21 protein-coding genes are annotated in these 24,287 nt (G+C 68.9%); 14 read left to right on the top strand and 7 right to left on the bottom strand.

The window, feature by feature from the left end:
- The first annotated feature begins 52 nt into the window (after positions 1-52).
- The 8 genes from AB4Y35_RS24675 to AB4Y35_RS24640 all read left to right on the top strand — a co-directional run bounded on the left by AB4Y35_RS24675 (position 53) and on the right by AB4Y35_RS24640 (position 9,923).
- Complete coding sequence (locus AB4Y35_RS24675; RefSeq protein WP_133187290.1) at positions 53-721, top strand: TetR/AcrR family transcriptional regulator; 669 nt, start codon at positions 53-55, stop codon at positions 719-721.
- 331 nt (positions 722-1,052) lie between these two features.
- Complete coding sequence (locus AB4Y35_RS24670; RefSeq protein ID WP_368706375.1) at positions 1,053-2,726, top strand: methyl-accepting chemotaxis protein; 1,674 nt, start codon at positions 1,053-1,055, stop codon at positions 2,724-2,726.
- A 13-nt stretch (positions 2,727-2,739) separates the two neighbouring features.
- Entirely contained in the window at positions 2,740-3,234 is a 495-nt protein-coding gene (locus AB4Y35_RS24665; protein WP_368706374.1) for a chemotaxis protein CheW, read from the top strand.
- Positions 3,231-4,709, top strand: coding sequence for a CheR family methyltransferase (locus tag AB4Y35_RS24660; RefSeq protein ID WP_368706373.1), 1,479 nt, complete (start codon positions 3,231-3,233; stop codon positions 4,707-4,709). Before AB4Y35_RS24665 ends, AB4Y35_RS24660 begins: the two co-directional genes overlap by 4 nt.
- Positions 4,702-5,406: a chemotaxis protein CheW gene (locus AB4Y35_RS24655; RefSeq protein WP_368706372.1), complete on the top strand. Its 705-nt coding sequence runs from the start codon at positions 4,702-4,704 to the stop codon at positions 5,404-5,406. The genes AB4Y35_RS24660 and AB4Y35_RS24655 overlap by 8 nt, the downstream gene beginning before the upstream one ends.
- Positions 5,403-7,718, top strand: a complete 2,316-nt coding sequence (locus AB4Y35_RS24650; protein ID WP_368706371.1) for a hybrid sensor histidine kinase/response regulator — start codon at positions 5,403-5,405, stop codon at positions 7,716-7,718. Before AB4Y35_RS24655 ends, AB4Y35_RS24650 begins: the two co-directional genes overlap by 4 nt.
- Complete coding sequence (locus AB4Y35_RS24645; protein WP_368706370.1) at positions 7,715-8,740, top strand: chemotaxis response regulator protein-glutamate methylesterase; 1,026 nt, start codon at positions 7,715-7,717, stop codon at positions 8,738-8,740. The genes AB4Y35_RS24650 and AB4Y35_RS24645 overlap by 4 nt, the downstream gene beginning before the upstream one ends.
- 199 nt (positions 8,741-8,939) lie before the next feature.
- Complete coding sequence (locus AB4Y35_RS24640; protein ID WP_368706745.1) at positions 8,940-9,923, top strand: diguanylate cyclase; 984 nt, start codon at positions 8,940-8,942, stop codon at positions 9,921-9,923.
- A 12-nt stretch (positions 9,924-9,935) separates the two neighbouring features.
- Here the strand turns inward: AB4Y35_RS24640 and AB4Y35_RS24635 are convergent, their stop codons facing one another.
- A complete protein-coding gene (locus AB4Y35_RS24635; protein WP_368706744.1) occupies positions 9,936-11,990 on the bottom strand; it encodes a hypothetical protein in 2,055 nt (684 codons plus the stop codon).
- A gap of 404 nt (positions 11,991-12,394) precedes the next feature.
- Between AB4Y35_RS24635 and AB4Y35_RS24630 the strand changes: the two genes are divergently transcribed.
- From AB4Y35_RS24630 to AB4Y35_RS24620, 3 genes are read left to right on the top strand one after another with little or no spacing between them, the layout of a single operon-like run.
- Positions 12,395-13,144, top strand: a complete 750-nt coding sequence (locus AB4Y35_RS24630) for an anti-sigma factor (RefSeq protein WP_368706369.1) — start codon at positions 12,395-12,397, stop codon at positions 13,142-13,144.
- 55 nt (positions 13,145-13,199) lie between these two features.
- Positions 13,200-13,718, top strand: coding sequence for a sigma-70 family RNA polymerase sigma factor (locus AB4Y35_RS24625; protein ID WP_028205375.1), 519 nt, complete (start codon positions 13,200-13,202; stop codon positions 13,716-13,718).
- Entirely contained in the window at positions 13,715-14,560 is an 846-nt protein-coding gene (locus tag AB4Y35_RS24620) for an anti-sigma factor (RefSeq protein ID WP_368706368.1), read from the top strand. The genes AB4Y35_RS24625 and AB4Y35_RS24620 overlap by 4 nt, the downstream gene beginning before the upstream one ends.
- A gap of 115 nt (positions 14,561-14,675) precedes the next feature.
- Here the strand turns inward: AB4Y35_RS24620 and AB4Y35_RS24615 are convergent, their stop codons facing one another.
- From AB4Y35_RS24615 to AB4Y35_RS24600, 4 genes are all read right to left on the bottom strand, one after another.
- Positions 14,676-16,550, bottom strand: coding sequence for a trypsin-like peptidase domain-containing protein (locus tag AB4Y35_RS24615; RefSeq protein ID WP_368706367.1), 1,875 nt, complete (start codon positions 16,548-16,550; stop codon positions 14,676-14,678).
- A 316-nt stretch (positions 16,551-16,866) separates the two neighbouring features.
- The gene (locus tag AB4Y35_RS24610) at positions 16,867-17,196 is read right to left on the bottom strand and encodes a DUF4148 domain-containing protein (protein WP_368690532.1); all 330 of its coding nucleotides are present in this window, start codon (positions 17,194-17,196) and stop codon (positions 16,867-16,869) included.
- A 130-nt stretch (positions 17,197-17,326) separates the two neighbouring features.
- Positions 17,327-17,896 carry a chromate transporter gene (locus AB4Y35_RS24605; RefSeq protein ID WP_368706366.1) on the bottom strand — a complete coding sequence of 190 codons (570 nt, stop codon included), beginning with the start codon at positions 17,894-17,896 and terminating at the stop codon, positions 17,327-17,329.
- On the bottom strand, positions 17,893-18,465 hold the full coding sequence (locus tag AB4Y35_RS24600; protein ID WP_368706365.1) for a chromate transporter: 573 nt from the start codon (positions 18,463-18,465) through the stop codon (positions 17,893-17,895). Before AB4Y35_RS24600 ends, AB4Y35_RS24605 begins: the two co-directional genes overlap by 4 nt.
- A 252-nt stretch (positions 18,466-18,717) precedes the next feature.
- Here AB4Y35_RS24600 and AB4Y35_RS24595 point away from each other — a divergent pair, with 252 nt between their 5' ends.
- Positions 18,718-19,821: a PHB depolymerase family esterase gene (locus tag AB4Y35_RS24595; RefSeq protein ID WP_368706364.1), complete on the top strand. Its 1,104-nt coding sequence runs from the start codon at positions 18,718-18,720 to the stop codon at positions 19,819-19,821.
- Positions 19,822-19,829: 8 nt separating this feature from the next.
- Here AB4Y35_RS24595 and AB4Y35_RS24590 read toward each other — a convergent pair whose 3' ends face one another.
- Together AB4Y35_RS24590 and AB4Y35_RS24585 are read right to left on the bottom strand one after the other, a co-directional pair.
- Positions 19,830-21,233, bottom strand: coding sequence for a DHA2 family efflux MFS transporter permease subunit (locus AB4Y35_RS24590; protein ID WP_368706363.1), 1,404 nt, complete (start codon positions 21,231-21,233; stop codon positions 19,830-19,832).
- Positions 21,230-21,658 (bottom strand): MarR family winged helix-turn-helix transcriptional regulator, encoded by a 429-nt coding sequence (locus AB4Y35_RS24585; RefSeq protein WP_368706362.1) that lies wholly within the window; start codon positions 21,656-21,658, stop codon positions 21,230-21,232. Before AB4Y35_RS24585 ends, AB4Y35_RS24590 begins: the two co-directional genes overlap by 4 nt.
- A gap of 188 nt (positions 21,659-21,846) precedes the next feature.
- Between AB4Y35_RS24585 and AB4Y35_RS24580 the strand changes: the two genes are divergently transcribed.
- Together AB4Y35_RS24580 and AB4Y35_RS24575 are read left to right on the top strand one after the other, a co-directional pair.
- The gene (locus AB4Y35_RS24580) at positions 21,847-23,100 is read left to right on the top strand and encodes a DUF1479 domain-containing protein (protein ID WP_368706361.1); all 1,254 of its coding nucleotides are present in this window, start codon (positions 21,847-21,849) and stop codon (positions 23,098-23,100) included.
- Positions 23,101-23,202: 102 nt separating this feature from the next.
- On the top strand, positions 23,203-24,246 hold the full coding sequence (locus AB4Y35_RS24575; protein WP_368706743.1) for a transporter: 1,044 nt from the start codon (positions 23,203-23,205) through the stop codon (positions 24,244-24,246).
- Positions 24,247-24,287 lie beyond the last annotated feature (41 nt).

The raw sequence follows: 24,287 nt of genomic DNA, 5'->3' as shown, positions 1-24,287 counted from the left end.
CCCCGCGTGCTAAAATCCCCGGCATTCCTTCCCTGCTGCGGGCCAAAAAAACATGGCAAGACCGGCGGCTTCGGCCGAACGCAACGATGCTCAATCCGAAAGCCGGCGCAAGTACGATCCCGAGCAGACCAAGCGCAATATCCTCGAAGTGGCGACGGCCGAATTCTCGGCCATGGGTCTCGCAGGCGCGCGCGTAGACGCGATCGCCGAGCGCACCAATACCACCAAGCGCATGCTGTATTACTACTTCGGCAGCAAGGAAGGGCTGTACGAAGCGGTGCTCGACAAGGTCTACGGCGACATCCGCGCGCTCGAACTCGACCTCCACATCGACGAACTGGACCCCACCGAAGGCCTGCGGCGGCTCGTCGAATTCACCTTCGACTATCACGACCGCCACCGCGACTTCGTGCGCCTCGTGACGATCGAGAACATTCACGGCGCGAAGTACATCGAGCGCCTGAAGACCTTCCGCAGCCGCAACGCCAGCGCGATCCGCACGATCGAAGACCTGCTCGCGCGCGGCGTGGCGAGCGGCGCGTTCCGCGAAGACATCGATCCCATCGACCTGCACCTCCTCATCAGCTCGATGTGCTTTCACCGCGTGGGCAACCGCCACACGTTCGGCGCGGCGTTCGGGCGCGACCCCTCGCATCCGCGCCTGCGCGCGCGCCATCGCGAGATGGTCGTCGACGCCACGCTGCGCTTCGTCAAGAAGTAAGGCTCAGCGCCGCGGCCGCCCCGGCCGCTGCGGCCGCTTCCCGAGCGCCTGTCGATGCGGGACGCATTGGCCACAGTGCGCCCGATCCCCGCACGGCGCCGCGCCGGGTCGCCGAAAAGCCCCGGCGAACCCTGCAGATTTATCTCCAAAAGCCCGGCGAGCCCCGTCCCACGTGGCTGACAGCTAGCATCGCTTGTCCCATAAAAGTGCGCAAACGCATTACACTACGGCGGTCACGGCCGCCGCGTGCGGCCACGCCCAGCGCAGCCGCGCCCCGCCTCGCCGGCAGGGCCGGCGCGCCGGTCCACGCCACCGGAGAGTCTTTAGCGCAATGAGCACCGCCATGCCCCGTTCCGGCCAAGCCGGCCTGCCTCGACAGACTCAGGGTCGCTTCACCCTCGGCACGCGCATCGTCCTCAGCTTCGGCCTGCTGTTCGTGCTGATGCTCGCGATGGCCGCGATCTCGTGGGACCGCCTGCGCGCCATCGACAGCGAGGCGATGAGCCTCACGGGCGATTCGGTGCCGGGCCTGTTCTACGCGACCTCGCTGCGCGCGGCGGCCAACCAGACCTATAGCCTCGTCGAGCGCGCGGCCTTCGTCGATGCCGACGCGGACAGCGTGGCCCACGACCTGTCTGGCCTGCCCGCGGCCCTGGCGCAGGTGGAGGAGACCGCACGGCAGTACGAACGCACGCTGTTTCGCAGCGACGACCGCGAACGCTTCCAGCGCTTTCGCGACGCGTACGCGCGCTATCTGCCGCTGGCAAAGGCGGTAGCGAGCCAGCTGCCCGCCTCGCGCCCGGCTGCGCAGGCCGCGTTCGCGCAGATCGGCCCGGCCTGGCAGGAGGTGCTCGCCACGGCCAACTCGCTCGTCGAGGAAAACCGTCAGCAGGCCGACGAGTCCGCGCAGACCATCCGCAACTCGGTCACGGGCACAGAGATCACGCTCGCCACGGCGCTGGGCGTTGTACTGCTCGCCGCGCTCGCCACGGGTTACGCGCTCTATCGCGCGATCACGGTGCCGATGGCGCGCCTCGTCGAGGTGCACGACTCCATGCGCACCGGCAACCTGTCGCAGCGCCTCGCGCTGAACCGCGGCGACGAATTCGGCGTGCTCGAAGACGGCTTCAACCGCATGAGCGACGAACTGGCCAGCCTCGTCGCCCAGGCGCAGAAGTCGTCGCTGCAAGTCTCGACCTCGGTGGCCGAAGTGGCCGCGACGTCGAAGGAGCAGCAGGCCACCGCGAGCGAGACGGCGGCCACCACGACCGAGATCGGTGCGACTTCGCGCGAGATTTTCGCCACGGCGCGCGACCTCGTGCGCACCATGAGCGAGGTGGCGACGGTGGCCGAGCAGTCGGCCGGGCTCGCCAGCACGAGCCAGAGCGGCCTCACGCACATGGAAGACACCATGCGCAGCGTGATGGAAGCGGCGGGCTCGGTGAACGCCAAGCTCGCCATCCTCAACGAGAAGGCCGTGAGCATCAATCAGGTCGTGGCGACGATCACGAAGGTGGCCGACCAGACCAATCTGCTTTCGCTGAATGCGGCGATCGAAGCGGAGAAGGCGGGCGAGTACGGGCGCGGCTTCTCCGTGGTCGCGACCGAAATCCGCCGCCTCGCCGACCAGACGGCCGTGGCGACCTACGACATCGAGCAGACCGTGAAAGAGATCCAGTCGGCGGTGTCGGCGGGCGTGATGGGCATGGACAAGTTCGCGGAAGAAGTGCGGCGCGGCATGCACGACGTGCAGGCCGTGGGCGCGCAGCTTTCGCAGATCATCGGCGCAGTGCAGACGCTCGCGCCGCGCTTCCAGGTCGTCAATGACGGCATGCAGGCGCAGGCCACCAGCGCCGAGCAGATCACCCAGGCGCTCACGCAGCTTTCCGAGGCCGCCCAGCAGACGGCGGAGTCGCTGCGCCAGTCGTCGCAGGCCATCGACAATCTCACGCTCGTCGCCAACGAACTGCGCACCGGCGTGTCGCGGTTCAGGATCGAGGCGTGACGCGGGAGCGGCGATGCTCTTCCTGGTGTTCGAACTGGACGGCGAGCGTTACGCGCTCGATGCCCGCGAGATCGCGCACGTGCTGCCGCTCGCGCCCGTGCGCGCGTTTCCGGGCACGCCCGCGTATATCGCCGGCGTGATCGACTACGAGGGCGCGCCCGTGCCCGTGGTCGATCTGCCGATGCTCGCGCTCGGGCGGCCCGCGCGCACGCTCATGTCCACGCGGCTCGTGCTCGTCTATGACCGTGACGCCGCCGCCGGCCCGGCCGCCGCTCATGCGCCGCCGCGCCGCCTCGCGCTGCTGCTCGAAAGCGCGACGCGCACGCAGTCGATTGCGCCCGAGCGCTTTGCCGAAGGCGGCATCGCGACGCCCGAGGCGCGCTGGCTCGGCCCTGTTGCGCGCGACGAGCGCGGCTTCGTACAGTGGGTGAAGGTGGCCCAGCTGCTCGACGCGCGCGTGCGCGCGCGGCTCTTTCCCGATCCGCCTTCGTGGCAAGGCACGCCATGAGACAGGCCGACCCGCGCTTCGCCGCCTGGCTGCTCGACGCAACCGGCATCGACGCCGAATCGCTGGGCGCCAACGCGCTCGCCCGCGCGGTGGGCGCACGGGCGGCGGTGACGCTCGAGGTCCACGCTGATCTGCATCCGGCCGTCACGCGCAAGGAGTGGATGAGCGGCGCCGCGCTGCCCGAATGGGCGCGCGAAGCCTACTGGCAGCGTCTCACGACGACGCCTGCCGAGCGCCAGGCGCTGATCGACGCGCTCGTGGTGCCCGAGACCTGGTTCTTTCGCGAGCGCGAGGCCTTCGCGGCGCTCGCGCGCCTCGGCGCGAAGCGGCTGGCCGCGCAGCCCGGCGACGTGCTGCGCGTGCTGAGCGCGCCGTGCTCGAGCGGCGAGGAGCCGTACTCGGCGGCCATGGCGCTGCTCGACGCGGGCCTCGCGCCCGGGCAGTTCGCCATCGACGCGATCGACATCAGCGGCCAGTCGATTGCGGCGGCCGCGCGCGGCGTCTATGGCCGCAATGCGTTTCGCGGCGACGGCCTCGCGTTTCGCGAGCGCTATTTCGAGGCGGCGCCGGGCGGCTGGCGGATCGCCGCGACGGTGCGCCGGGCGGTGACTTTCGAGCGCGCGAACCTGTTCGAATGGCTCGCCCCGCATCCGGTGCGCTACGACTTCATTTTTTGCCGCAACGTGCTGATCTATTTCGACCGCGCCTCGCAGGACCGCGCCATCGACCTGCTGCGTGCGCGCCTCACGGCGGGCGGCATGATCTTCGTCGGACCGGCGGAAACCGGGCTGATGATGCGCCATGAGATGGTGTCCGCCTATATTCCGCTCGCGTTCGGTTTCCGCGCGCCGGAACCCGGTGCGACGGCGGATCATCAACATCCGGCGAGCCCGGCGGCCGCCGTGCCGCCTGCGCTCACGCCGCTGCCGGTGATCGCCGCCACGGCAGCGGCGCCCGCCTTCGGCAGCGCGCCGGTGTTCGCGCCGCTGGACGCGCCCGTGGCCGCGGCAGCACGCGGGTCCGCGCCGTCGCGGCTCTCGCTGCGGCCCTTGCACGGCGCGCCGGCTCCGCGCGCGGCGGCCGTGGTGAGCGCCCATGCGGCGCCCGGGCCGTCCACCGGCGCCACGCCCGAAGCCGCGCTCGCCGACGCGCGGCGTCTGGCCGATGCCGGCGCGCTCGACGAGGCCGAGCGCCTCGCCACGCAAGCGGCGCAGGCGCTGACGCAGAACGCGGGCACCTGGTATCTGCTAGGCCTGATCGCCGATGCGCAGGGCCGCGCCGCCGTTGCGCTCGCGCACTATCGCAAGGCCATTTATCTGGAGCCTTCGCACTACGAAGCGCTCACGCATCTGGCGGCGCTGCTCGAAGTGCAGGGCGATGCCGAAGGCGCGCGCCGGCTGATGCGCCGTGCGCAGCGCGCCGCACAGGAAGTCGCTCAGCGCGGAGAAGCGGACGCAGGAGGCTCGCATGCCTGAGCGCGAACTAGAACGGGACCGCGCGCAGGACTTCGCGCCGGCGGCGCAGCTGCCCGAGCGGTGCTGGAAAGTCATCGGCACGCTGGGCGACAACTCGTGCCCGCGCCTCGAAACATGCGTGCGCTGCCTGAACTGCCCGGTTTTCGAAGCAGCGGCGGCGCGTATGCTCGACCGTCCCGCGCCGCTTGCGCCGTCCGCGCTTGCGCTCGAACGCGCGCCTGAGTCCGCGGACACGCGCACGCGCGAGCAAGGCTCGCTCGTGTTCCGCGTGGGCGGCGAGTGGCTCGCGCTGCCCGCCACCGCGCTGCGCCAGGTGCACGAGGCGCGCGCCATCCACACGCTGCCGCACCGGCGCAGCGCCGCCGTGCTGGGCGTCGTGAACGTGCGCGGCGTGCTCACGCTCGCGGTATCGCTGGCGGCGCTGCTGCGCATCGATGCCGCGGCGGCCGGCGCACCGTCGCGCGCCGCCACGCCGCGCCTGCTCGTGACCGAATGGGCGGGCGCGACGACGGCGTTTCCCGTCGATGCCGTGGAGGGCGTGGCGAGCTTCGGCGCCGACGCGCTCCTGCCTGCGCCCGCCACGCTCGCGCAGTCGGCCGGGCGGCACGTGCGCGGCGTGACGCACTGGCGCGGCCGTTCGGTGGGCGTGCTCGACGCCGAGGTGCTATTCGATGCGCTTGCAAGGAGTTTGCGATGAGCGACGACGAACTGAGCCGCCGCTCGCTGCTCGACCTCTTCCATGAGGAGGCGGCGGCGCAGACGCGCACGCTTTCCGCGGGCCTGCTCGCGCTGGAGTCCGCGCCCGGCGATGCCGCCACGCTCGAAGCCTGCATGCGCGCGACGCACTCGCTCAAGGGCGCGGCGCGCATCGTCGGCCTGCCGGAGGCGGTCGAGGTGGCGAGTGCGATGGAGGACTGCTTCGTGGCCGCGCAACGCGGCGAGCTGCGCATCGACGCGGCGCGCATCGATGCATTGCTCGTCGGCATCGACTTGTTGAGCGTGGCAGGCGATGCCGCGGCGGCGCCGCTTTCGCGCGAGGCGGTCGCGGCACTCGTCGCGCGCCTGCAGGGCGGGGCGCAGCCCGACGTGGCGAACGCTGCGTCCAACACCGCGGCCAACGCCGCCGCGAGCGTACCGGCAACCGACGACCTCGCCGCGCTGGCGGCGTCACTGCGTCTGCCCGAGCCGGAGCCGGAGGCGGTCGCATCTGGCGACGTCGAACCCGTGCCGCTGGCGCAACCCTCGCCAACCCGTTCTGCCGACGCCGAGCGCATGCTGCGCGTACGCGCCGGCACGCTCGACCGCTTGCTCGGCTTCGCGGGCGAATCGCTGGTGGAGTCGCGCCGCATGCGGCCGTTTGCGGAGGGCCTCTTGCGCACGCGCCGCGCGCAGGGCGACGTGCTCGCGGCGCTGGGCCAGTTCCAGGAACGCCACGGAGATGCGCTCGACGTCGATGCGCGCGCCGCGCTCGCAGAAATTCGCAATGCAGTAGGGTCGCTCGATCGTCAGCTATCCGAACGATTCGACGACGTCGATCGCATCGACCGGCGCGGCACGCAACTCGCGCAGCGCCTCTACGACGAGGCCCTGCAATGCCGCATGCGGCCGTTCGGCGACACGGCGCACACCTATCCGCGCGTGGTGCGCGATCTTGCGCGTTCGCTCGGCAAGCGCGTGCGCTTCACAATTGTGGGCGAGTCGACGCAAGTGGACCGCGACATCCTCGAAATGCTCGACGCGCCGCTCGGCCACCTGCTGCGCAACGCGCTCGATCACGGTATCGAGGACCCCGAAACGCGACGGCGCGCGGGCAAGCCCGAAAAGGCGAGCCTCACGCTCGAAGCGCGCCACAGCGCCGGCAAGCTGCTGATCGCCGTGGCCGACGACGGCGCGGGCATCGATCTGGACGCATTGCGCGCGAGCATCGTCGCGCGCTCGCTCGCGCAGCCCCAGGCCGTGGCCGCGATGTCCGACGCCGAGCTGTTCGACTTCCTGCTGCTGCCGGGCTTCTCGCTGCGCGACACCGTCACCGACGTGTCGGGCCGCGGTGTCGGCCTCGACGCCGTGCAAAACTTCGCGAAGGCCGTGCGCGGCACGGTGCGCATCGAGAGCGCGGCCGGGCAGGGCACGCGCTTCGTGCTGCAGTTGCCGCTCACGCTCTCGGTGGTGCGCAGCCTGATCGTCGAGGTCGCGGGCGAGGCCTATGCGTTCCCGCTCGCGCACGTGCGCCGCGCGCTCAGCGTGCCGCGCAGCACGATCGAGATGCTCGAAGGCCAGCAGCACATTGCCTTCGAAGGGCGGCCCGTGGGGCTCGTGACCGCGCGCCAGCTGCTCGGCGCGGGCGCCGAAGCCATGACTGCGGAAGACCTGAACGTCGTGCTGGTGGGCAGCGAGGCGGGCCTCTATGGCGTGGCCGTGGACCGCTTCGCGGGCGAGCGTACGCTCGCCGTGCAGCCGCTCGACGCGCGTCTGGGCAAGGTGCGCAACGTCTCGGCGGCGGCGCTGCTCGACGACGGCGAGGTCGTGCTGATCGTCGACGTGGAGGACATCGTGACGTCGGTTGCGCGGCTCGTGCGCGACGGCCAGCTCGCGGGCGTGGCGCGCGGCGGCGCACACGATGGGGCGCGCGCTCGCAAGCGAATTCTGGTTGTCGAGGACTCCTTGACGGTGCGGGAGCTGGAGCGCAAGCTGCTCGAAAAACGCGGCTACGACGTCACGGTGGCGGTGGACGGCATGGACGGCTGGAGCACCTTGCGCAACGCGCATTTCGACCTCGTCATCACCGACGTCGACATGCCGCGCATGGACGGCATCGAGCTCGTCACGATGATCAAGGGCGACGCGATGCATCGCAACGTGCCGGTGATGATCGTTTCGTACAAGGATCGTGAAGACGACCGGCGGCGCGGCCTCGACGCGGGCGCCGACTACTATCTGACCAAGGGCAGCTTCCATGACGAAGCGCTGCTCGACGCAGTGAACGACCTGATCGGAGAGGCGGCAGGATGAACATCGGTATCGCCAACGACATGCCGCTAGCGGTCGAGGCGCTGCGTCAGGCCATCGCGACGCGGCCGGGCCATCGCGTGCTGTGGGTCGCCGCGAACGGCGAGGATGCGGTGCAGTTCTGCGCGGCGCAGGTGCCCGACGTGATCCTCATGGATCTCGTGATGCCGAAGCTCGACGGCGTGGAGGCCACGCGGCAGATCATGGCGCGCTCGCCGTGCCCCATTCTGATCGTCACGAGCAGCGTAGGCGCGAACGCCTGGCGCGTGTACGAGGCGATGGGCGCGGGCGCGCTCGATGCCGTCGATACCCCCACGCTCGCCGGGCCCGATACACGCCGCACCATGGACCTGCTGCTCGCGAAGATCGAGCAGATCGGGCGCGTTTCAGGCGCGCTCGATCTCGCCGCGCGCGCGCCGGCGTTCAGCGCTGCCGGCATGCCGAAAGCACCGCTCATTGCGATCGGCGCCTCGGCGGGCGGGCCCAGCGCGCTCGCCGCCGTGCTCGGCGCGCTGCCCGCCGGTTTCGGCGCGAGCATCGTGATCGTGCAGCACGTGGACCAGTCGTTCGCCGCGGGCATGGCCGCCTGGCTCGACGGCCAGACGCCGCTCACGGTGCGCATCGCGCTCGAAGGCGAGCAGCCCGAGCCCGGCTGCGTGCTGCTCGCCGCGACCAACGATCATCTGCGCATGACAGCGGGCGGCAAGCTGGCTTACACTCGCGAGCCGGCCGACACGCCCTACCGTCCCTCCGTCGACACGTTCTTTCACAGCCTCGTCGAGCGCTGGACGGGCGAGGCGATCGGCGTGCTGCTCACGGGTATGGGGCGCGACGGCGCCATCGGCCTGAAGGCGATGCGCGCCAAGGGCTGGCACACCATCGCCCAGGACGAGGCGACGAGCGCCGTATACGGCATGCCCAAGGCGGCGGCGGCGCTGTTCGCCGCGCGCGCGATCCTGCCGCTCGGCGCCATTGCCGACGAGCTTGCGAGCCGGGTGAAACTACCGCATCAACCCGCCGGCTAGACGCTAGCCATCACGAGACGCGACCGATATCATGACCGAGAAGTCCAATCTTCCCACCAGCGCAAACGTTGCCGACAGCATCGGGCCGGACGTCGGCGTCGACGCGGGTCTCGACCCGGGCAGCGCCGACGACGCTTCGCTCGCCGTCGCGCTGGAGGCCGTGCGCAGCGCGCTGGAGCAGACGCTGCCCGCCGCCGACATGCCGATGATGGTGCTGCTGGTGGACGACCAGGCGATCGTGGCGGAGGCCGTGCGCCGGGCGCTCGCCAGCGAACGCGAGATCGACTTCCACTACTGCGCGCATCCCGACCAGGCCGTGCGCATGGCCGAGGAAGTGCGCCCGACCGTGATCCTGCAGGACCTCGTGATGCCGGGCACCGACGGCCTCACGCTCGTGCGCGCCTACCGCGCGAACGAAGCGACGCGCGACGTGCCGATCATCGTGCTCTCCACCAAGGAAGAACCCGCCATCAAGAGCGCGGCGTTCGCCTCGGGGGCCAACGATTACCTCGTCAAGCTGCCGGACAGCGTCGAGCTGATCGCGCGCGTGAAATATCATTCGCGATCCTACGTAAACATGCTGCAGCGCGACGAGGCCTATCGCGCGCTGCGCCGCTCGCAGCAGGAACTGCTGCGGGCGAACCTCGAGCTGCGCCGCCTCACGCATTCGGATGGCCTGACCGGCCTCTCGAACCGGCGCTATCTGGACGAATTCCTGAGCGCCGAGTGGAAGCGGGCGGAGCGCGAGCGCACCGAAGTGTCGCTGCTGATGATCGACGTGGACTACTTCAAGCCCTACAACGACACCTACGGCCACGTGGCGGGCGACAACGTGCTGCGCTCGGTGGCGACGACCATTCGCCGCGAGATACGTCAGCCGCGCGACCTCGTGGCGCGCTTCGGCGGCGAAGAGTTCGCCGTGGTGCTGCCGGGCACGGGAAGCGCGGGCGCGCGGCTGCTCGCCGAGAAGATGCGCCGCGACGTGGTGGGGCTCGCGTTGCCGCACGTGGGCTCGGCCGTGAGCGAGCACCTCACGATCAGCATCGGCGTGGCGACGCTCACGCCCGCGCCGGGGCTCGCGGAAACCGCGCTGATCGAGGAAGCCGACGCCGCGCTGTATCGTGCAAAGCGCGACGGCCGTAATCGCGTGGCGTTTTCCACGCACGCGTCGGGGCGGCCGTAAAGCCGCGGCGCCTCAACCTGGCGTCCAGTCGTACATGAGGATCCTGGCGCGCGCGTCGTCCTCCACGAGCACCACGTAATCGCCGTTATCGCGCTGCGCGGCGCTCATGCCCATATAGATGTCCACCCAACCGCTCGTGTTGCCCACGTTCGCACCGGGCGTCATCGAGCCGACGATCTGGCCGCTGCGCGCGTCGTACACGTCGACCTTCTGCGTGTAGAGCTCCGCGATGAACACGTAGTTGCCGGCCACGGCGATCCCCACCGTCGTCACCTGCGGGCTGCTGCCCGTATTCCAGGGCAACGACGCCTGCCACGTGAGCGTGGGCGAACCGCTCGACCAGTTGTCGTAACGCGCGAGCACGGGCCCGGCTTCCTTCCAGTGCGACGCATCCCACGGAAGGTTCGCGGTGAAGCCGGTGATGTACATCGTGTCGGTTTCGGCCACGTAGACGATCCGCGCGATGCGGTTGAACGGCGCCGGCATCGGGAACATCTTCGACGATGCATAGGTGTACTGCGGATTGCCCTGCGCGTCGAGCCCTTGCATCGGCATCTCGCGAATCCCCGAAAGCGGCGTGGCGAGCCAGACGTTGCCGGGCGTGTCCACCCACCAGTAGCCGTTGCCGACGGTCGCGCCGGTCGAGGGGTTCGAAGCGATTTCGCTGGCGTCCACATGGCCGTCGCCGTTCGCGTCGCGCCACATCCACTCGCCGTAGGTCGGCTGGCCGGCGGGCCAGTTGCCGGGCATCGGATTCTGGGCGAGCAGGCCCGAGGGAATCGCGACTTCGCCATCGGTTGAAGGCGAGAAGCGGTAGATGTTCAGGTAGTGCGCGTACTGGTCGAGCGTATAGAGGAATGGCTGGCCATTGAAGCGGCGCACCATGGGCGAGCCGCGCACGCCGCGCGTGGAGTGCAGCGCGGGATCGTCGGGATACGCGAAGCGGTTGAGCGTGAAGCCCGCATAGGTCCATTGCTTGCCGGGCGCCTGGCGGTAGTCGAGCGTGAAGCGCTTCGAGCCGGTGAAGACGTTGGCGGTGTTGGCGGGGTCGAAGGCAGCGGCGTCGACGAAGGTCAGGCCATCGAGGCGCCAGCCCAGCGTGCGCGTGCCCATCGCGTAGCTTTCGAGCACCGTCCCCTGGCCGACCAGCGCGGTGCCGTACGGCCGCGGGCCCTGGCCATTCTGCGCGACGTACAGGTTGCCCGCCTGATCGTAGCCGATGCTGGTGATGCCGTTGAAGCGCCAGTCGCCGGGCGTGCCCTCGACGACGTGGAAGATGCCCTGGCGCGTGCCCAGTGTGCCCGCGGCCGCCATCTGGCCGCTCGACGAGCGCGCGTAGAGCAGAATCTGCTGCGAGGGGCCGTTGTCGGCAATCGAGAGCTGTCCGGAAGGCGCGAAGGCGAGGTCGGTGGGCACGGTGCCCGCGGGCAGCACGGGCGCATCGTTGAGCGCGGTGCCGTCCTTGCGGTAGTGACCGATGCTCGGGCCGTTCGCGTCCTGCATGCCCTGGATCACCCAGAGCGTCCCGTCCGCGGCCAGCGCAATGCGGCCCGGCGTGGGCACGGAGAACGAACGCAGTTGACGCATGGTTTGCGCGTCGTAGACCACGATGCGGTTGTCCGCGGTATCGGCAACGTACAGCTCGGCGTCGGTGGCGGCAAGGCCGCGCACGGCGCCGTCGCTGCTGCCCGGCGCGGCGAGCACGCGCAGGAAGCTGTTTTTCGTCGCGTTCGCGCTGTTGCCGATGCCGCTCGCGAACGGCGCGCCCTGCGCCACGTTCGAGCGCAGCCGGCGCGTCACACCGAACCACGTCTGGTTGGCGGGCGGATAGTCCGCGCCCACGAGCCCATTGCTCTGGTTGCCGATCGACATCGCGGCATAGACATAGCTGCTGTTCGCCGCGATGGCGTCGCCGCCCGCGTTGCCCCAACCGTGCGTGTTGCCGGCCACGGCGAGCTTGTCGCCGCCGCGGTACACGCCGATCTCGCTGCCGCTTTCGTCCCAGGGCGCGTTCGCGTAGACGGTGCCGTCGGGCGCGACGGCGATGGCCTGGACGTCCTGCTGCATCCACTTGCCGTCGCCGAAACCGAAGCTGTTGCCGATCCAGGACGTGGTGTAGTTGAGCGTGCTTTGCGCAACGCAGGGTTGAATGGCGAGACCTTGCAGCGCAACCGACAAGGCGATGAGGCGAGCGGCATTTTTCACTTGAATTCCCATCAATCACGAACCTGCCGCAGGGTGCGCGGCAGTTGGGCGTGATGCTCGCATGCGCTTTTAAGGAAATAATTCAAATATTATTCAATGCGGGTAATGTGGCGTTTTTTTATGCGGATGCGATGAATGGGGCACCCGCGTGGCGCAAAATCGCTCGAGCGCCGCGCAAAAGGGGAATTTCGCCGCCCGCGGGAATAATCCGCGCCCGCCGCGCGTTAGCCCCCGCATCTCCACCCAATCAGCATCGATTCACGATCATGAAGTTTCGCGGGCCGCTCGACGAGCCGCCGGTTTCCGAAGCCGATATCCAGGCCTATAGCGACGGCACGCTTGCCGGCGCGCGGGCGGCGCACGTGCGGCGCTACCTCGCGGGCAAGCCCGGCGAATGGCATCGCATCCTGTTCTACCGGCGCCTGAACGAGCAGATCCGCGATGCTTACCCGGCGCCGGGTGCGCCGGGTGCGTCGACCGCGCAGGCGGCGCACCCGCGCATCGCCCCAGCCCGAAGCAGGCGGGTGTTGCGCTACGCTATCGCCCTCGCGGCCGCGCTGGCGATGACGGGCGCCGCAGTGGCGTGGATCGGCGTGACCGAGCCGTCGCAGCAAGTGCTGAACAATGCCGCGGTGATGGCGCTGATGGAAGCCGAAAACGCGCAGCCGGAGGCGCTGGAAGCGGGCGCGGCGCGTGCGCCGTTCGATTTCGGCGCGGCGGGCCTGCACTTTCTCGGCGGCGGCGAAGTGCGGGTCGGCCCGTTCGCGAGTGCGCAGCGCTATGTCTACGAGAACAACCAGGGCGAACTCGTGGTGCTGCTCGCGAGCCGTGCCTGGCTGGCCGGCGCGGCGCCGCAGTGGAGCGCCCACCGCGCGGGTCCGCTGCGGCTCCTGATGTGGCGCGAGCGCGGCACGCGCTGGGTGCTCGCGGGCAACGCCCAAACGCGCGGCTTGATGCGCGCGGCGGACCTCGCGACGCTCGCCACGCAGCCGGCGCATGAAGGCGAAGGATCGTGAACCTGCCCGACGATGCAAACCGCGCAATGACCCTTGCGGCAATCCAGGATGAAACATGGACATCCGTGACGAGCTGATAGAACACGTGCCGCGCCTGCGACGCTACGCGCGCGCGCTGATCAACAACCGCGAGCTCGCCGACGACCTCGTGCAGGACACGCTCGAGCGCGCCATCGCCCGCACGGAGTTGTTTCGTTCGGGCACCGACCTGCGCGCCTGGCTTTTCACGATCATGCACAACCTGTTCGTGAACCAGGTGCGCAAGTCGGCGGCACGCGGCGCGCACGTTTCCGTCGATGACGACAGCGTGCCCGAAACCGACTATGCCGTGCCCGCCACGCAGACGGGCGCGCTCGAAGTGCGCGATCTGGACTTTGCGCTGCAGCGCCTGCCCGTGGAGCAGCGCGAGGTGGTGCTTCTGGTAGGACTGGAGGAGATGAGTTACGCCGATGTCGCATTGGCGCTCGACATACCGATCGGCACGGTCATGTCGCGTCTGTCGAGGGGACGTGAGCGCTTGCGGGCGCTCATGGCCGGTTCCGTCCCGCGTGCGAATCTGAAGGTGGTGCGATGAGCGAGCAACAAAATCCAGTCACGCAAGACGAGATCCACGCCTACGTGGACGGCACGCTTTCCGAGGCGCGCCGCGCCGACGTGGAGCGCGAGCTCGAGCGCAACCCCGAGCTTGCCGCGCGCGCAAGCGACTTCTTCGCGCTCAACAACCTGCTGCACGAGCGTTACGACCGTGTGCTCAACGAGCCGCTGCCCGCGCGCCTGCGCGTGGCCGCCCCAGAGCCCAAGGCGCAAGCGGTGCGGAACACGCGCCCGGCGGCGAACTGGCCGCGCTTCGCGGGCCTCGCGGCGGCGCTGGTGCTGGGCGTGGGAATCGGGTGGGGCATGCACTACGGCATGAGCGGCACGGGCGGACACGCAGGCGCGGCTGGCGGCGGCGAGCTTCGGGCGGTGAGCGCGGACAACTCCATGCGCTTCGCGCAGCAAGCGGCGGTGGCGCATGTGGTCTACATGCCGACGGTGGCGCGGCCCGACACGATGGACGACAGCCAGGAGCAGGACTTCGTGAAGTGGCTCGCCAACCGGCTCGGCACCAACGTGCGCGCGCCGATGCTCTCGAAGAGCGGGTTCGAGCTTTCGGGGGGGCGCTTGTTGCCGGCCGACGACGGCGGCGAAGTCGCGCAGTTCATGTATCACAACGCCCGAGGCGAGCGGGTGACGCTGTGTATCTCGCACCGTAAGACGAGCGCCAACACGACCGCGTTCAAGCTTTATCAGGACGGCCCTGTGAATGTGTTTTATTGGGTGGATGGCGACTTCGGGTATGCGCTTTCGGGCGGGATCGACCGTAAGGAGTTGCTGCAGCTTGCGCATGATGTTTATGCGCAGTTGACGCCTCGGTGAGGGTTGGGGTTTTTGTTGTTGTTCCTGGCCGGGTTAGCCTTTCGTTGCTTTCGCGTCGGTATGACGCGAAAGCAGCGAAACGCCGAAAGCAGCCAGAAGCCGCGCACAGCGCCCATCACCGAATCTTCACAGCAACAAAACTCCGCGCATTATTCCGCTGAATCAGCAGCGACATGCTCTTCGTCGCCTTCGCCTCGAGCGCGACAGCTTGCTCCTGCGATTCGACCAGCGTGTCGTCGAGCGACAGCACGACGTCTCCAGCCCGCACGCCCGCGCTCGCGGCGGGTCCAGTGGAGGCTTCCACCATCAAACCAAGCGGCAACCCGGTCGTGCGCTTTTCCTCGGCGCTCAGCGCATGCGCGATCAGACCGAGGCGGTCGGCGGCATGGCGCGCGGCCGGTGCCGTCGCAGCGGCGGGCTGCGCGTTCGGGTCCGTCATCGCCGCTTTGACGGCGTGCACGTCAGACGGCGGCGTCTTGCTTACCGGATCCGCTACGGCGGGCGCGACGGGCGCGTCGGTCTTCTCCGCCGCCTGTGCGGCTTCGGTAGCCCGTGCTGCCGTTGCCCCAGCGGCGCCAGCGGCCCCCGCTGCGCCTGTCGCCGCCGCAGGCGCATCCCCATCCGCCGCCTTCGCCTCGAACGCCGTGTTCGAGAAGCCCGCCACCGCGGGCTGACGGTTGCGGATCACCTTGAGCGACGCCGGCGTCGCCGGCGGCACGGCAGCGAGCGCGGCGGCGAGCGTCGCGGCCCGGTCGACGGGTTTGCTGCCGACCTGCACGATCACGTCGCCGGTCCGGATGCCCGCTTTGCCGATGGGCGAGCCAGGATCGACGGCGTCGACGAGCGCGCCGCCCGCGTGCGGCAAGCCGAGCGCGGCCGCAAGCCCGGGGCTGACGTCTTCCACCTGCATGCCGAAGGTGCGGATCGTGCCGCCGTTGCCCGCGGTTGCCGCGTTCGCCGCATTGGCGCTGGCGGCGGGCGCCGCCTTGCGCGCCTGCAACTGGGCGCGGAACTGGTTGGCGGCCTCGATCGGAATCGCGAAGGTCAGGCCCTGGTAGCGGCCGCCATCCGCGTAAATCTGCACGCCGATGCCGATCACCTCGCCCGCGCGATTGAAGATCGGCCCGCCGGAGTTGTCGGGGTTGACCGCGACGTCGGTCTGCAGGAACGGGAACGGCTTGCCGTCGGGCAGCATGCGCGAGGTCGCGCTGAGAATGCCCGTCGTCACGGTGTTCTGGTAACTGTCCGGCGACCCGATCGACAGCACGGGCTCGCCGGCGTGCGCCTTCGCCGTATCGGCGAGCTTCACGAACGGCAGATCGTGGCCGTCGATCTGCAGCACGGCAACGTCGCTTTGCGGGTCGACGGCGACGACCTCCGCCTTGAACTCGCGCTTGTCCGTGAGCCGCACGGTCACCTGCTCGGCGTTGTCGACGATATGCGCCGTGGTGAGCACGACGCCATCGGGGCTGACGATGAAGCCGGAGCCCGCACCCGTCATCACGCGCGGTCCGCCGGCTTCCGCGTCGGACGCCGGCTTCGGCGCGCGCCGGAAGAACGCGAAGAAAGGATCGGCGTCATCGATCGCTTCCTGCTCGGGCGGCGCGGACGGGTCGTCGGCGCTGCGCGCGATCACGTGCACGACGGCTGGGCCGTAGCGCTCGGCGAGCGAGAAGAAGTCGGGCGCGGCCACGGCCGCCGGCGCGTTTGCCTCGGCGGTGGCCTTCGGCGCGGCGGCTTTGTCGCCAGCCGCCTTGTCGCTAGCCGCCGTATCGCTTGCTGCCGTATCGCTTGCTGCCTTGTCGCTAGCCGCCTTGTCGTTAGCGGCCTTGTTGTTAGCGGACTTATTGGCGGCGGCTTTGTTGGCAGGCGGCTTGGCGGCGGCCGGAGGCGGCGTTGCGGCGTTCGCCTCGTAACAGAAAGCGCTGGCAAGCGCGAGGGCAAGCGCCGCCGCAGGGCGCGAAGTGCGGGCGAAGGTCAGGCGGAGCACAGCACACCTCCCAGTGGTCATCGTGCTGGCGGGCGGCACGCGAACGCGGATAGCAAACGAATGCCGACGTCCATAGTGTAGTCACGCCACAAGACAATTGGGGGGCAGGGTTTGTCCTGTACCGCACGCAAATCGGCACGCAGGCGTCACGGTGCATGCGCGGCGCATTGAACATGACGCCTGGCTGACTTCGCGGCTGGTCAGGATGCTCAGGAAAGGGTGGGGGCGACGCCGAGCAGGCGCGCGAAAAGCCCCGCTCGTCGCGAGCGGGGCTTCGGCTTTGGCGGGGGCGGGGAGCGGGTTCCGGCGATCGCTTTCAGCTACCCGAATACAGGTTGCAGAAGCTCACCGGCCCGACACACGTCGTGTGCGGTGCGCCGGAGTCGCTCGTGCCCTGCATCGGCGCGCCCATGCCGCTGGGTTCCTGCTGTTGATGCTGGGCCTTCGCACGCGCGACTTGCTGCGCGGAGATGGGGCTCACGTCGGGATACGAGCTATCGGTCACGAATTGCGAACCGTTGGCCTGCGCTTCGATCAACTGTTCGCGCACCTGGGCACGCGTGAGTCCCTGCGCTGACGCGGTGGATACGGCGCCGATGCAAGCCGTCACGGCGAGCAAGGCGAAAAGCGGGCGGCGGATGATCATTTCGAACTCCTGATTAAATGGCATGGTTCGGCGACCGGCTGGCGCACGGTCGAATCAACGGAGACTGCAATGGGTATACCGCCGCGGATGGGCTGTTATTCCCGTGAAGTTGTCGCCGCAGGGAGTTTTTCTACGTGAGCTGCACCTGGAGCCAATGCGGCAGGTCCGCGCCGATCAGGCTGACGCCAAAGAGCGCGAGCGCGCCAGCAAACAGAAGGACGAGCGGACTGACCCGCGTCCTGAGCAGCACGCAAAGCGACACGACGGCGATGGCCTTCGCGGGCAGGCCGCCGTTGAGCGACTTGAGCAGCACCCAGCCCGCCGCGAGCATCATGCCGGCCGCGATGGGGCGCAGGCCGCGCTCGAGCGCCAACTGCCACGCCGCGCCCTGATAGCGGCCCCAGATATGCGTGACGCCATAGATGAGGATAGCGGTTGGCAGCAGGAGCGCGGCGGTCGCCACGAGTGCGCCCCAGAAGCCGGCAACCTGCCAGCCGATCAACGTGACGAGCAGCGAACCCGGCCCCGGCGCCATGCGCGAAATCGCGAAGTCGGCCGCGAATTGCGAATGCGTCATCCACGGATGCACTTGCACGACCTGGCGCTGGATCTCGGCGACGATCGCCTGGCCGCCGCCGATCGTCACGAGCGAAAGTGGCGCGAAAATGGCGGCGAGCTGACCGAGCAGGCGTGCATTCATCGCGCACCCCGGCGGATCGCCACGTATTCGTAGAGCACGCTCACGGTGCCGCCTGCCACGACCACCCACACCAGCGACCAACGCAGAATGCCGATCGCAACAAAGGTCGCTGCCATGAGCAGCAGCGGCAGGACCTGCCGCCGCACGCGCCGTGCGGTGACGACACCCATCGACAGCGACAATCCGGTGGCCGCCGCGGCGGCGCCCGCGATCAGAATCTGCGTGAGCGGATGGAAGATGAGCGCGCCGACCGCGCTGCCGATCACGACGATCAGACATGCGGGTGGCACGAGGATGCCCGTCACGGCCACGGCGGCGCCACGCCAGCCCAGCAGCCGGTGCCCGATCCAGATCGCCATGTTCTTGACGTTGATGCCGGGCAGCGCCTGCGAAATGGCGAGCCCGTTGAGAAAGTCCTCTTCGCTGATCCAGTTGCGATCCTGGACGAATTCGCGCAACAGCCAGCCGCTCAAACCGCCGCCAAAGCTCGTCATGCCGATGCGGCTGAAGATCAGAAAGAGTCCGAACAGCGTGGGGCCCGGCGAGGCGTTTGGCGTGGAAGCGGTCACGGGGATGACGGAAGGCGGGTAATGCCGAACGGTTCGGCTATCGTCTCTTGCGGCGGTGGCCGAAATTATAGCGCCGCAACACCTGTGACGCGGGCGCGCGCGGTCACGCAAAATTCAGCGCGAGGTCAGGGCCGTTATGATAGTCGGACTCGCAGCGGCTCGATCGCTGCCATCGCTGCGATCGCTGTAGTTGCGCTGTCCGCCGTGTGCCGCCTGGCGTGACGTGAACAAAACGCCTTGTCGCCATTGCTCATGCCCAGGAAAAAGACCAGCGTCTGGCTCAAAGGTCTCGAACTGCTCACCCGCATGAGCGCACCGCGACCGAAGAAAAAGGCGGCCAAACGCAAAACGGTGCCCGCAACGGCCGCGCAGGTCGCGAGGCCGGCAGCCAAACCGGCGAGGCACGCCGGCAAGGCGCACGTGGGGCGTGCGCAGCCGACGGGCACGGCCGGCAGGTGGATCCGCTCCTATCATTCCGCGCCGCCCAGGGCCGGGCATCTCGTCAACCATCTCGCGTATGCGCTCTATTTGCCCGCCGGCGCGGCCAGCGCCACGGGCCTGCCGCTCGTGGTCATGCTGCACGGCTGCAAGCAGACGGCGGAGTCGTTTGCCGCGGGCACGCGGGTTTGCCGGCTGGCGGATCGCGCAGGCTTCGCCGTGCTGCTTCCCGAGCAGGCGAAAACGGCGCACGCGCAGCGATGCTGGCACTGGCACGGCGATCATGCGCAGTCGGAAGCGCCGGCGGTCGCCTCGCTCGTCGATGCCGTCGCGCGCGAGCACGGCTTCGATCGCGAGCGCGTCTACCTCGCGGGCATCTCGGCGGGAGCGGGTCTCGCGTCCGTGCTCGCCATGCGCCATCCGTGGCGCTTCGCGGCCGTGGGCCTGCACTCGGGGCCGGTTTTCGGTGCGGCCAGTTCCACCATGAGCGCGATGAGCGTCATGCGCCACGGCAGCCGCGAAGACCCGGTGCATCTGGTCGATGCCGCTCTCGACGTCGCCGCCCATCCCGGTGTGCCCGCCTTCATCGTGCAAGGCGAAATCGACGCGGTCGTGGCGAAGCGCAACGGCGCACAGCTCGGCATGCAGTTCGCGCGTGTCAACCGGCTGCTCGACGCGCAGGGCGAATTGCGCGTCGGCGAGATCCGGACCTATAGCCGTGACGCGGTGGCATACACCGACTATGTCAAGTCGGGCAGGCTCGTCGTGCGGGTGTGTGTCGTTCGCGGGCTCGGGCACGCATGGAGCGGCGGCGATCCGCGCGAAGCGTTTCATTCGGACCGAGGTCCCGACGCGATGGCGCTGATGTGGCAGTTCTTCCGGCGGCAGCGCCGAACTGCGGCAAGCGAGATGGTGTGAGCGGGGCGTCAGCCCTCGTTTGCGCGGCGCACTCTCGCCGGGAGCAGCATGGCCGCCGCGAAGCACAGGAGATGCAGCCCGCAGAGCGCCGCGAACGCCGGCAGGAAGTGCCGCGGTTCGGCAGCGGAAGCACTCGGCATTGCCAGGGAAACGGCGATGGAGACGAGCGTCGTGGCGAACGGGCCGCCAATCCGCTGCGCGATATTCAACGCGGTGTTCGCCACCGGAAGCCGTGCCTTCGGCATGCGCGCATACGCGGCGGAAATCGAAGGAATGCTAATGGTTCCCTGACCCACGCCCGCGATAAAGAGACTCGCCAACGCGAGGCCCGTGGAGAACGCGTGGCCCGTCATCCACAGGAACGGCAGCGTGGCGACGAGCGCCAGCAGCGCGCCGCCTGCCGCGAGCGCACGGCAGCCCAGCCGCTCGGTGAGAAAGCCCATGCAGGCGAACGAGGCCATCATGCCCGCGCCCGTCGCCGCGAGCAGCCAGCCCGCATGCGCGGCGCTCAGGCCGCAGCCTGCTATGAGATAGAGCGGCACGGCCAGCTGCCGTCCATACATGATGCCGTTGGCGAAGAATTGCGTGATGGCGGGCACCGCGAACATCCGGTCCGCAAAGAGGCGCACGTCGATCAGCGCCGACGTTGGCCGGCGTAGCGAGCGCCACACGAATCCCGCGAGCAGCGCGGCGCCGGCGAGCAGAAACCCCGCGCCTTCGGCGTGCATGGCGCTCTGGAATCCATAGACGAGCGCGGCGAGCCCGGGTGAGATCAAGGCAAAGCCCGCGAAATCGAAGCGGCGCTTTTGCGGTTGAGCGGCGTCGGGCGCGAGCAGGAGCGTGGCCAGCGTGACGCCGAGTATGCCGACCGGCACGTTGATCAAGAAGAGCCAGGGCCACGCTGCCCGCGCCAGCACGGCGCCGGCGAGCACCGGGCCGAGGATCGGCCCGAGCAGGATGGGCAGCGTGGCGTAGCCCATCACGCGCTCCATGTTCTTGCCCGCGACGCGCCCGATCATCATCTGCGCCATGGGTGCGAGCAGCCCGGCCACGAGGCCCTGAACAATGCGCGCGGCGATCAGTTCCCCCATGGTTTGCGCCGCGCCGCACAGCACGGAAGCGAGCGTGAAGGCCGTAAAGGCGAACAAATAGAGCCGCTTCGCACCGACGCGGTCCACCAGCCAGCCGTTGAGCGGAAGCATGAGCGCCATGGCCAGCAGGTAGCCGCTCATGATCCACTGCGTCGTGGCAACGGGCGAGTGGAGCGCACGGCCGATGGCCGGGAGCGAGACGTTCACGAGCGTCGAGTCCATCTGCGCCATGAACGAGCCGATGGAGACGACGATGGCGACCTTCCAGACGGACGCGGGAATCCGGTTGCCGGCACCGCTGGGCTCACGCGTGCCGCTCATCGTTCAGCGAGCCTTCTCATGATGTCGCCGGCCTTGAAGAGCGTGGCGCGCTCGTCTTCGTCGAGGTCCGCGATGGCTTGCGAGAGCCACAGTTGTTTCGCGTCGCGGGTCTGCTTGCGTAGTTGCCTGCCCTTTTGCGTCAGCTCGATGAGCAGCTGACGGCCGTCGGTCGCATGTGGCGTACGCGTGACGAGAGCCATGTCCTCGAGGGCCGCGACGGTGGCGCCCATCGACTGGGGCCGCATGCCTTCGGCGCGCGCGAGCGCGGCAATCGTGGCGGGGCCGTCGTTGGCGAGCCGCGACATGACGACGGACTCGGTCATTGAAAGGGCGTCCGCATAAGACTCATTGCGCGTGCGCCGCACGAGCATGCCGATCGCCTGCATGAAGTCGATGACGGCGGGTTCAGGGTTTTTGGCAGACATGGCGATTCACGCGGATTCGGCTGGGGTACGTCAGCCAATCATGAAGATAAACAGCCAAACTTGCAAGTTTACCTGTTGAAAATTTGAAAACCCAGGAAGTGGGATGCCAATCGGCTAACGCCAGACGAGCGCCATGGAGGCGTATGCTTGCCATCAAACGACGGCATTCAACCCCGATGGAGACACGCATGGCGGCACTTCAAATCGACGATGTCCCGGCCGCGATCCGGCAAGCCAAGCGCATGTTGCGCGCGCAACTGCCGAACTATCGCGAAGTGTTCGAGGAGGTCGCGCAGGCCATAGGCGAAGAAGCACGGCACATTGCCCGGCTGCGCGAAGCGGGCGAGGCCGTGATCCCGGAGATCGCTTTCGCCGACATCCAGGCGCAGCGCGTGAGTCCCGAGGTGATCGCGCTCGTGAAGGCGCGCGGCGCCTGCGTGATCCGCCGCGTGTTCGAGCCGGAGCAGGCCGCACGCTGGGACGCCGAAATCGCCGGGTACGTGGCGCGCAACGATCTCGACGCGCGTGCCGCGCAACGCGCGGCGCAGCGCAATGCCCTCCCGCCGCAGGCGAGCCGCCCGTTGATCTATGGCCTCTACTGGTCCCGCCCGCAGGTGCAGGCGCGCGAGTCCGCCGAACTGACGGCCGCGCGCGTCTTCCTCAACCGCCTGTGGCGCCACGAGAGCGAGGGGCGCGTGCATTTCGATCCCGATGTCGTGCCCGTCTACGCCGACCGTCTGCGGCGCCGGCCTCCTGGAACGGCTGCGCCCGGCCTCGCCCCGCATTGCGACGGCGGCGCGGTCGAGCGCTGGGTCGACGAGAGTTTCCGCCAGGTCTATCGCCACGTGTTCTCGGGCGACTGGCGGCGCTACGACCCGTTCGACGGCGCGTACCGCACGCATGCGAGCGAGATTCCCTCGCGCATCGCCTCTTCGATGTTCCGCACCTTCCAGGGCTGGACGGCGCTCACACCGCAGGGCCCCGGCGACGGCACGCTGCAGATCGTGCCCATTGCCAACGCGATGGCGTACGTCCTCTTGCGCGCGCTGCAGGACGACGTGGCCGAGGACGACCTGTGCGGCGCCCAGCCGGGACGTGGGCTGCCGATCAGCCGCGAGTGGCATGCGCCGCTGATCGATGCGCTGATTTCGATTCCTCAGATGCAAGCCGGCGACACCGTGTTCTGGCACTGCGACGTGATTCACTCCGTGGAAGACGAGCACCGCGGCAGCGGCTACAGTAACGTGATGTACATTCCGGCCACACCGGGTTGCGCGAAGAACGACGCCTATTTGCAGCGCCAGTTGCCGAGCTTTCTCGAAGGCCGCAGCCCGCCGGACTTTCCCGCCGAACATATCGAAGCCGATCTGGCGGACCGGGCGGGCGTGGCCGATCTCACGCCGCTCGGCCGCACCCAGCTTGGCCTGCCCGGCGTTGCCTAACATGGGCACATGACCCGCGCGTGTCGGCGCATCGATTCGCGCGCTTGCCTGTCAAAGCACGCGTGTGGCATGCTGTGCGCCGATCAACCGGCCATGACGACCATGGATTTCGCTTCGTCCGTCGCAACCTATGGCGCCGACCTGTCGGGCCTCATTTGTGGTTTTCGCTTCACGCCCGGCCAGCCCGGGCAGCCCGTCACGTGCGACGATGTCCTCGAGGCGCTGCGGCGCACGCACGAGAGCGGCGAGCCGCAGGCCGTGCGCGACGACACGTTCTACTGGCTGCACTTCAATCTCGCCCACGCCGCGGCGCAACCGTGGATGCGCGCGCATCTCGACCTGCCCGACGCCTTCTTCGAGATGCTCGTGGAAGGCTCGCACTCCACGCGCATCGAACACGTCGATAACGGCCTGTTCGCCGTGGTCAACGACGTGATGTTCGATTTCGAACTCACGCCCTCGCAGATCGCGACGCTCTGGTCGTACACGCACGAGCGCATTCTCGTCACGGCGCGCCTGAAGCCGCTGCGCTCCATCGACCGTCTGCGCGGCTACGTGCGCAACGGCGAGACGTTCCGCTCGCCGGCCGAGCTGCTGATCCACCTGATGCGCGACCAGGCCGACCTCATGGTGGAGATCGTGCGCCGCACGAGTATCGACGTCGATCGCGCCGAGGACCAGTTTCTCGCCTCGCGCCGCTCCAAGAGCCGCCATGAACTCGCGGCCATGCGGCGCATCCTGGTGCGCCTGCAACGCATGCTCGCGCCGGAGCCGGGCTCGATTTTCCGTCTGCTCGCGCGGCCGCCGCGCTGGCTCCAGACACCCGACATGCAGGACCTGCGCGAGGCGACCGAAGAGTTCTCGCTCGTGCTGGGTGACATGGCCGGACTCGTCGAGCGCATCAAGCTCCTGCAGGAAGAAATCGCCGCGCGGCTCGAAGAGCAGAACAACCGCACGCTCTTCACGCTCACGCTCGTTACCGTGCTCGCGCTGCCGATCAACATCGTCGCGGGCTTCTTCGGCATGAACGTGGGCGGCATTCCGCTCGCGGAAAACCGCCACGGCTTCTGGCTCATGGTGGTGCTGGTCGCGACCTTCACGGCGCTACTGGGATGGTGGGTGTTCCGCCGGCGCGGCGATACCTGAGGCTTGCGGGGTCGCCGCCGTCCTGCCTGGCGCGCGCTATA

The sequence above is a fragment of the Paraburkholderia sp. EG286A genome (genome assembly GCF_040965375.1).
In the GTDB taxonomy this organism is placed as follows: domain Bacteria; phylum Pseudomonadota; class Gammaproteobacteria; order Burkholderiales; family Burkholderiaceae; genus Paraburkholderia.
Note: the sequence above shows the minus strand (reverse complement) of the source record. Positions and strands in the feature narration are given on the sequence as shown.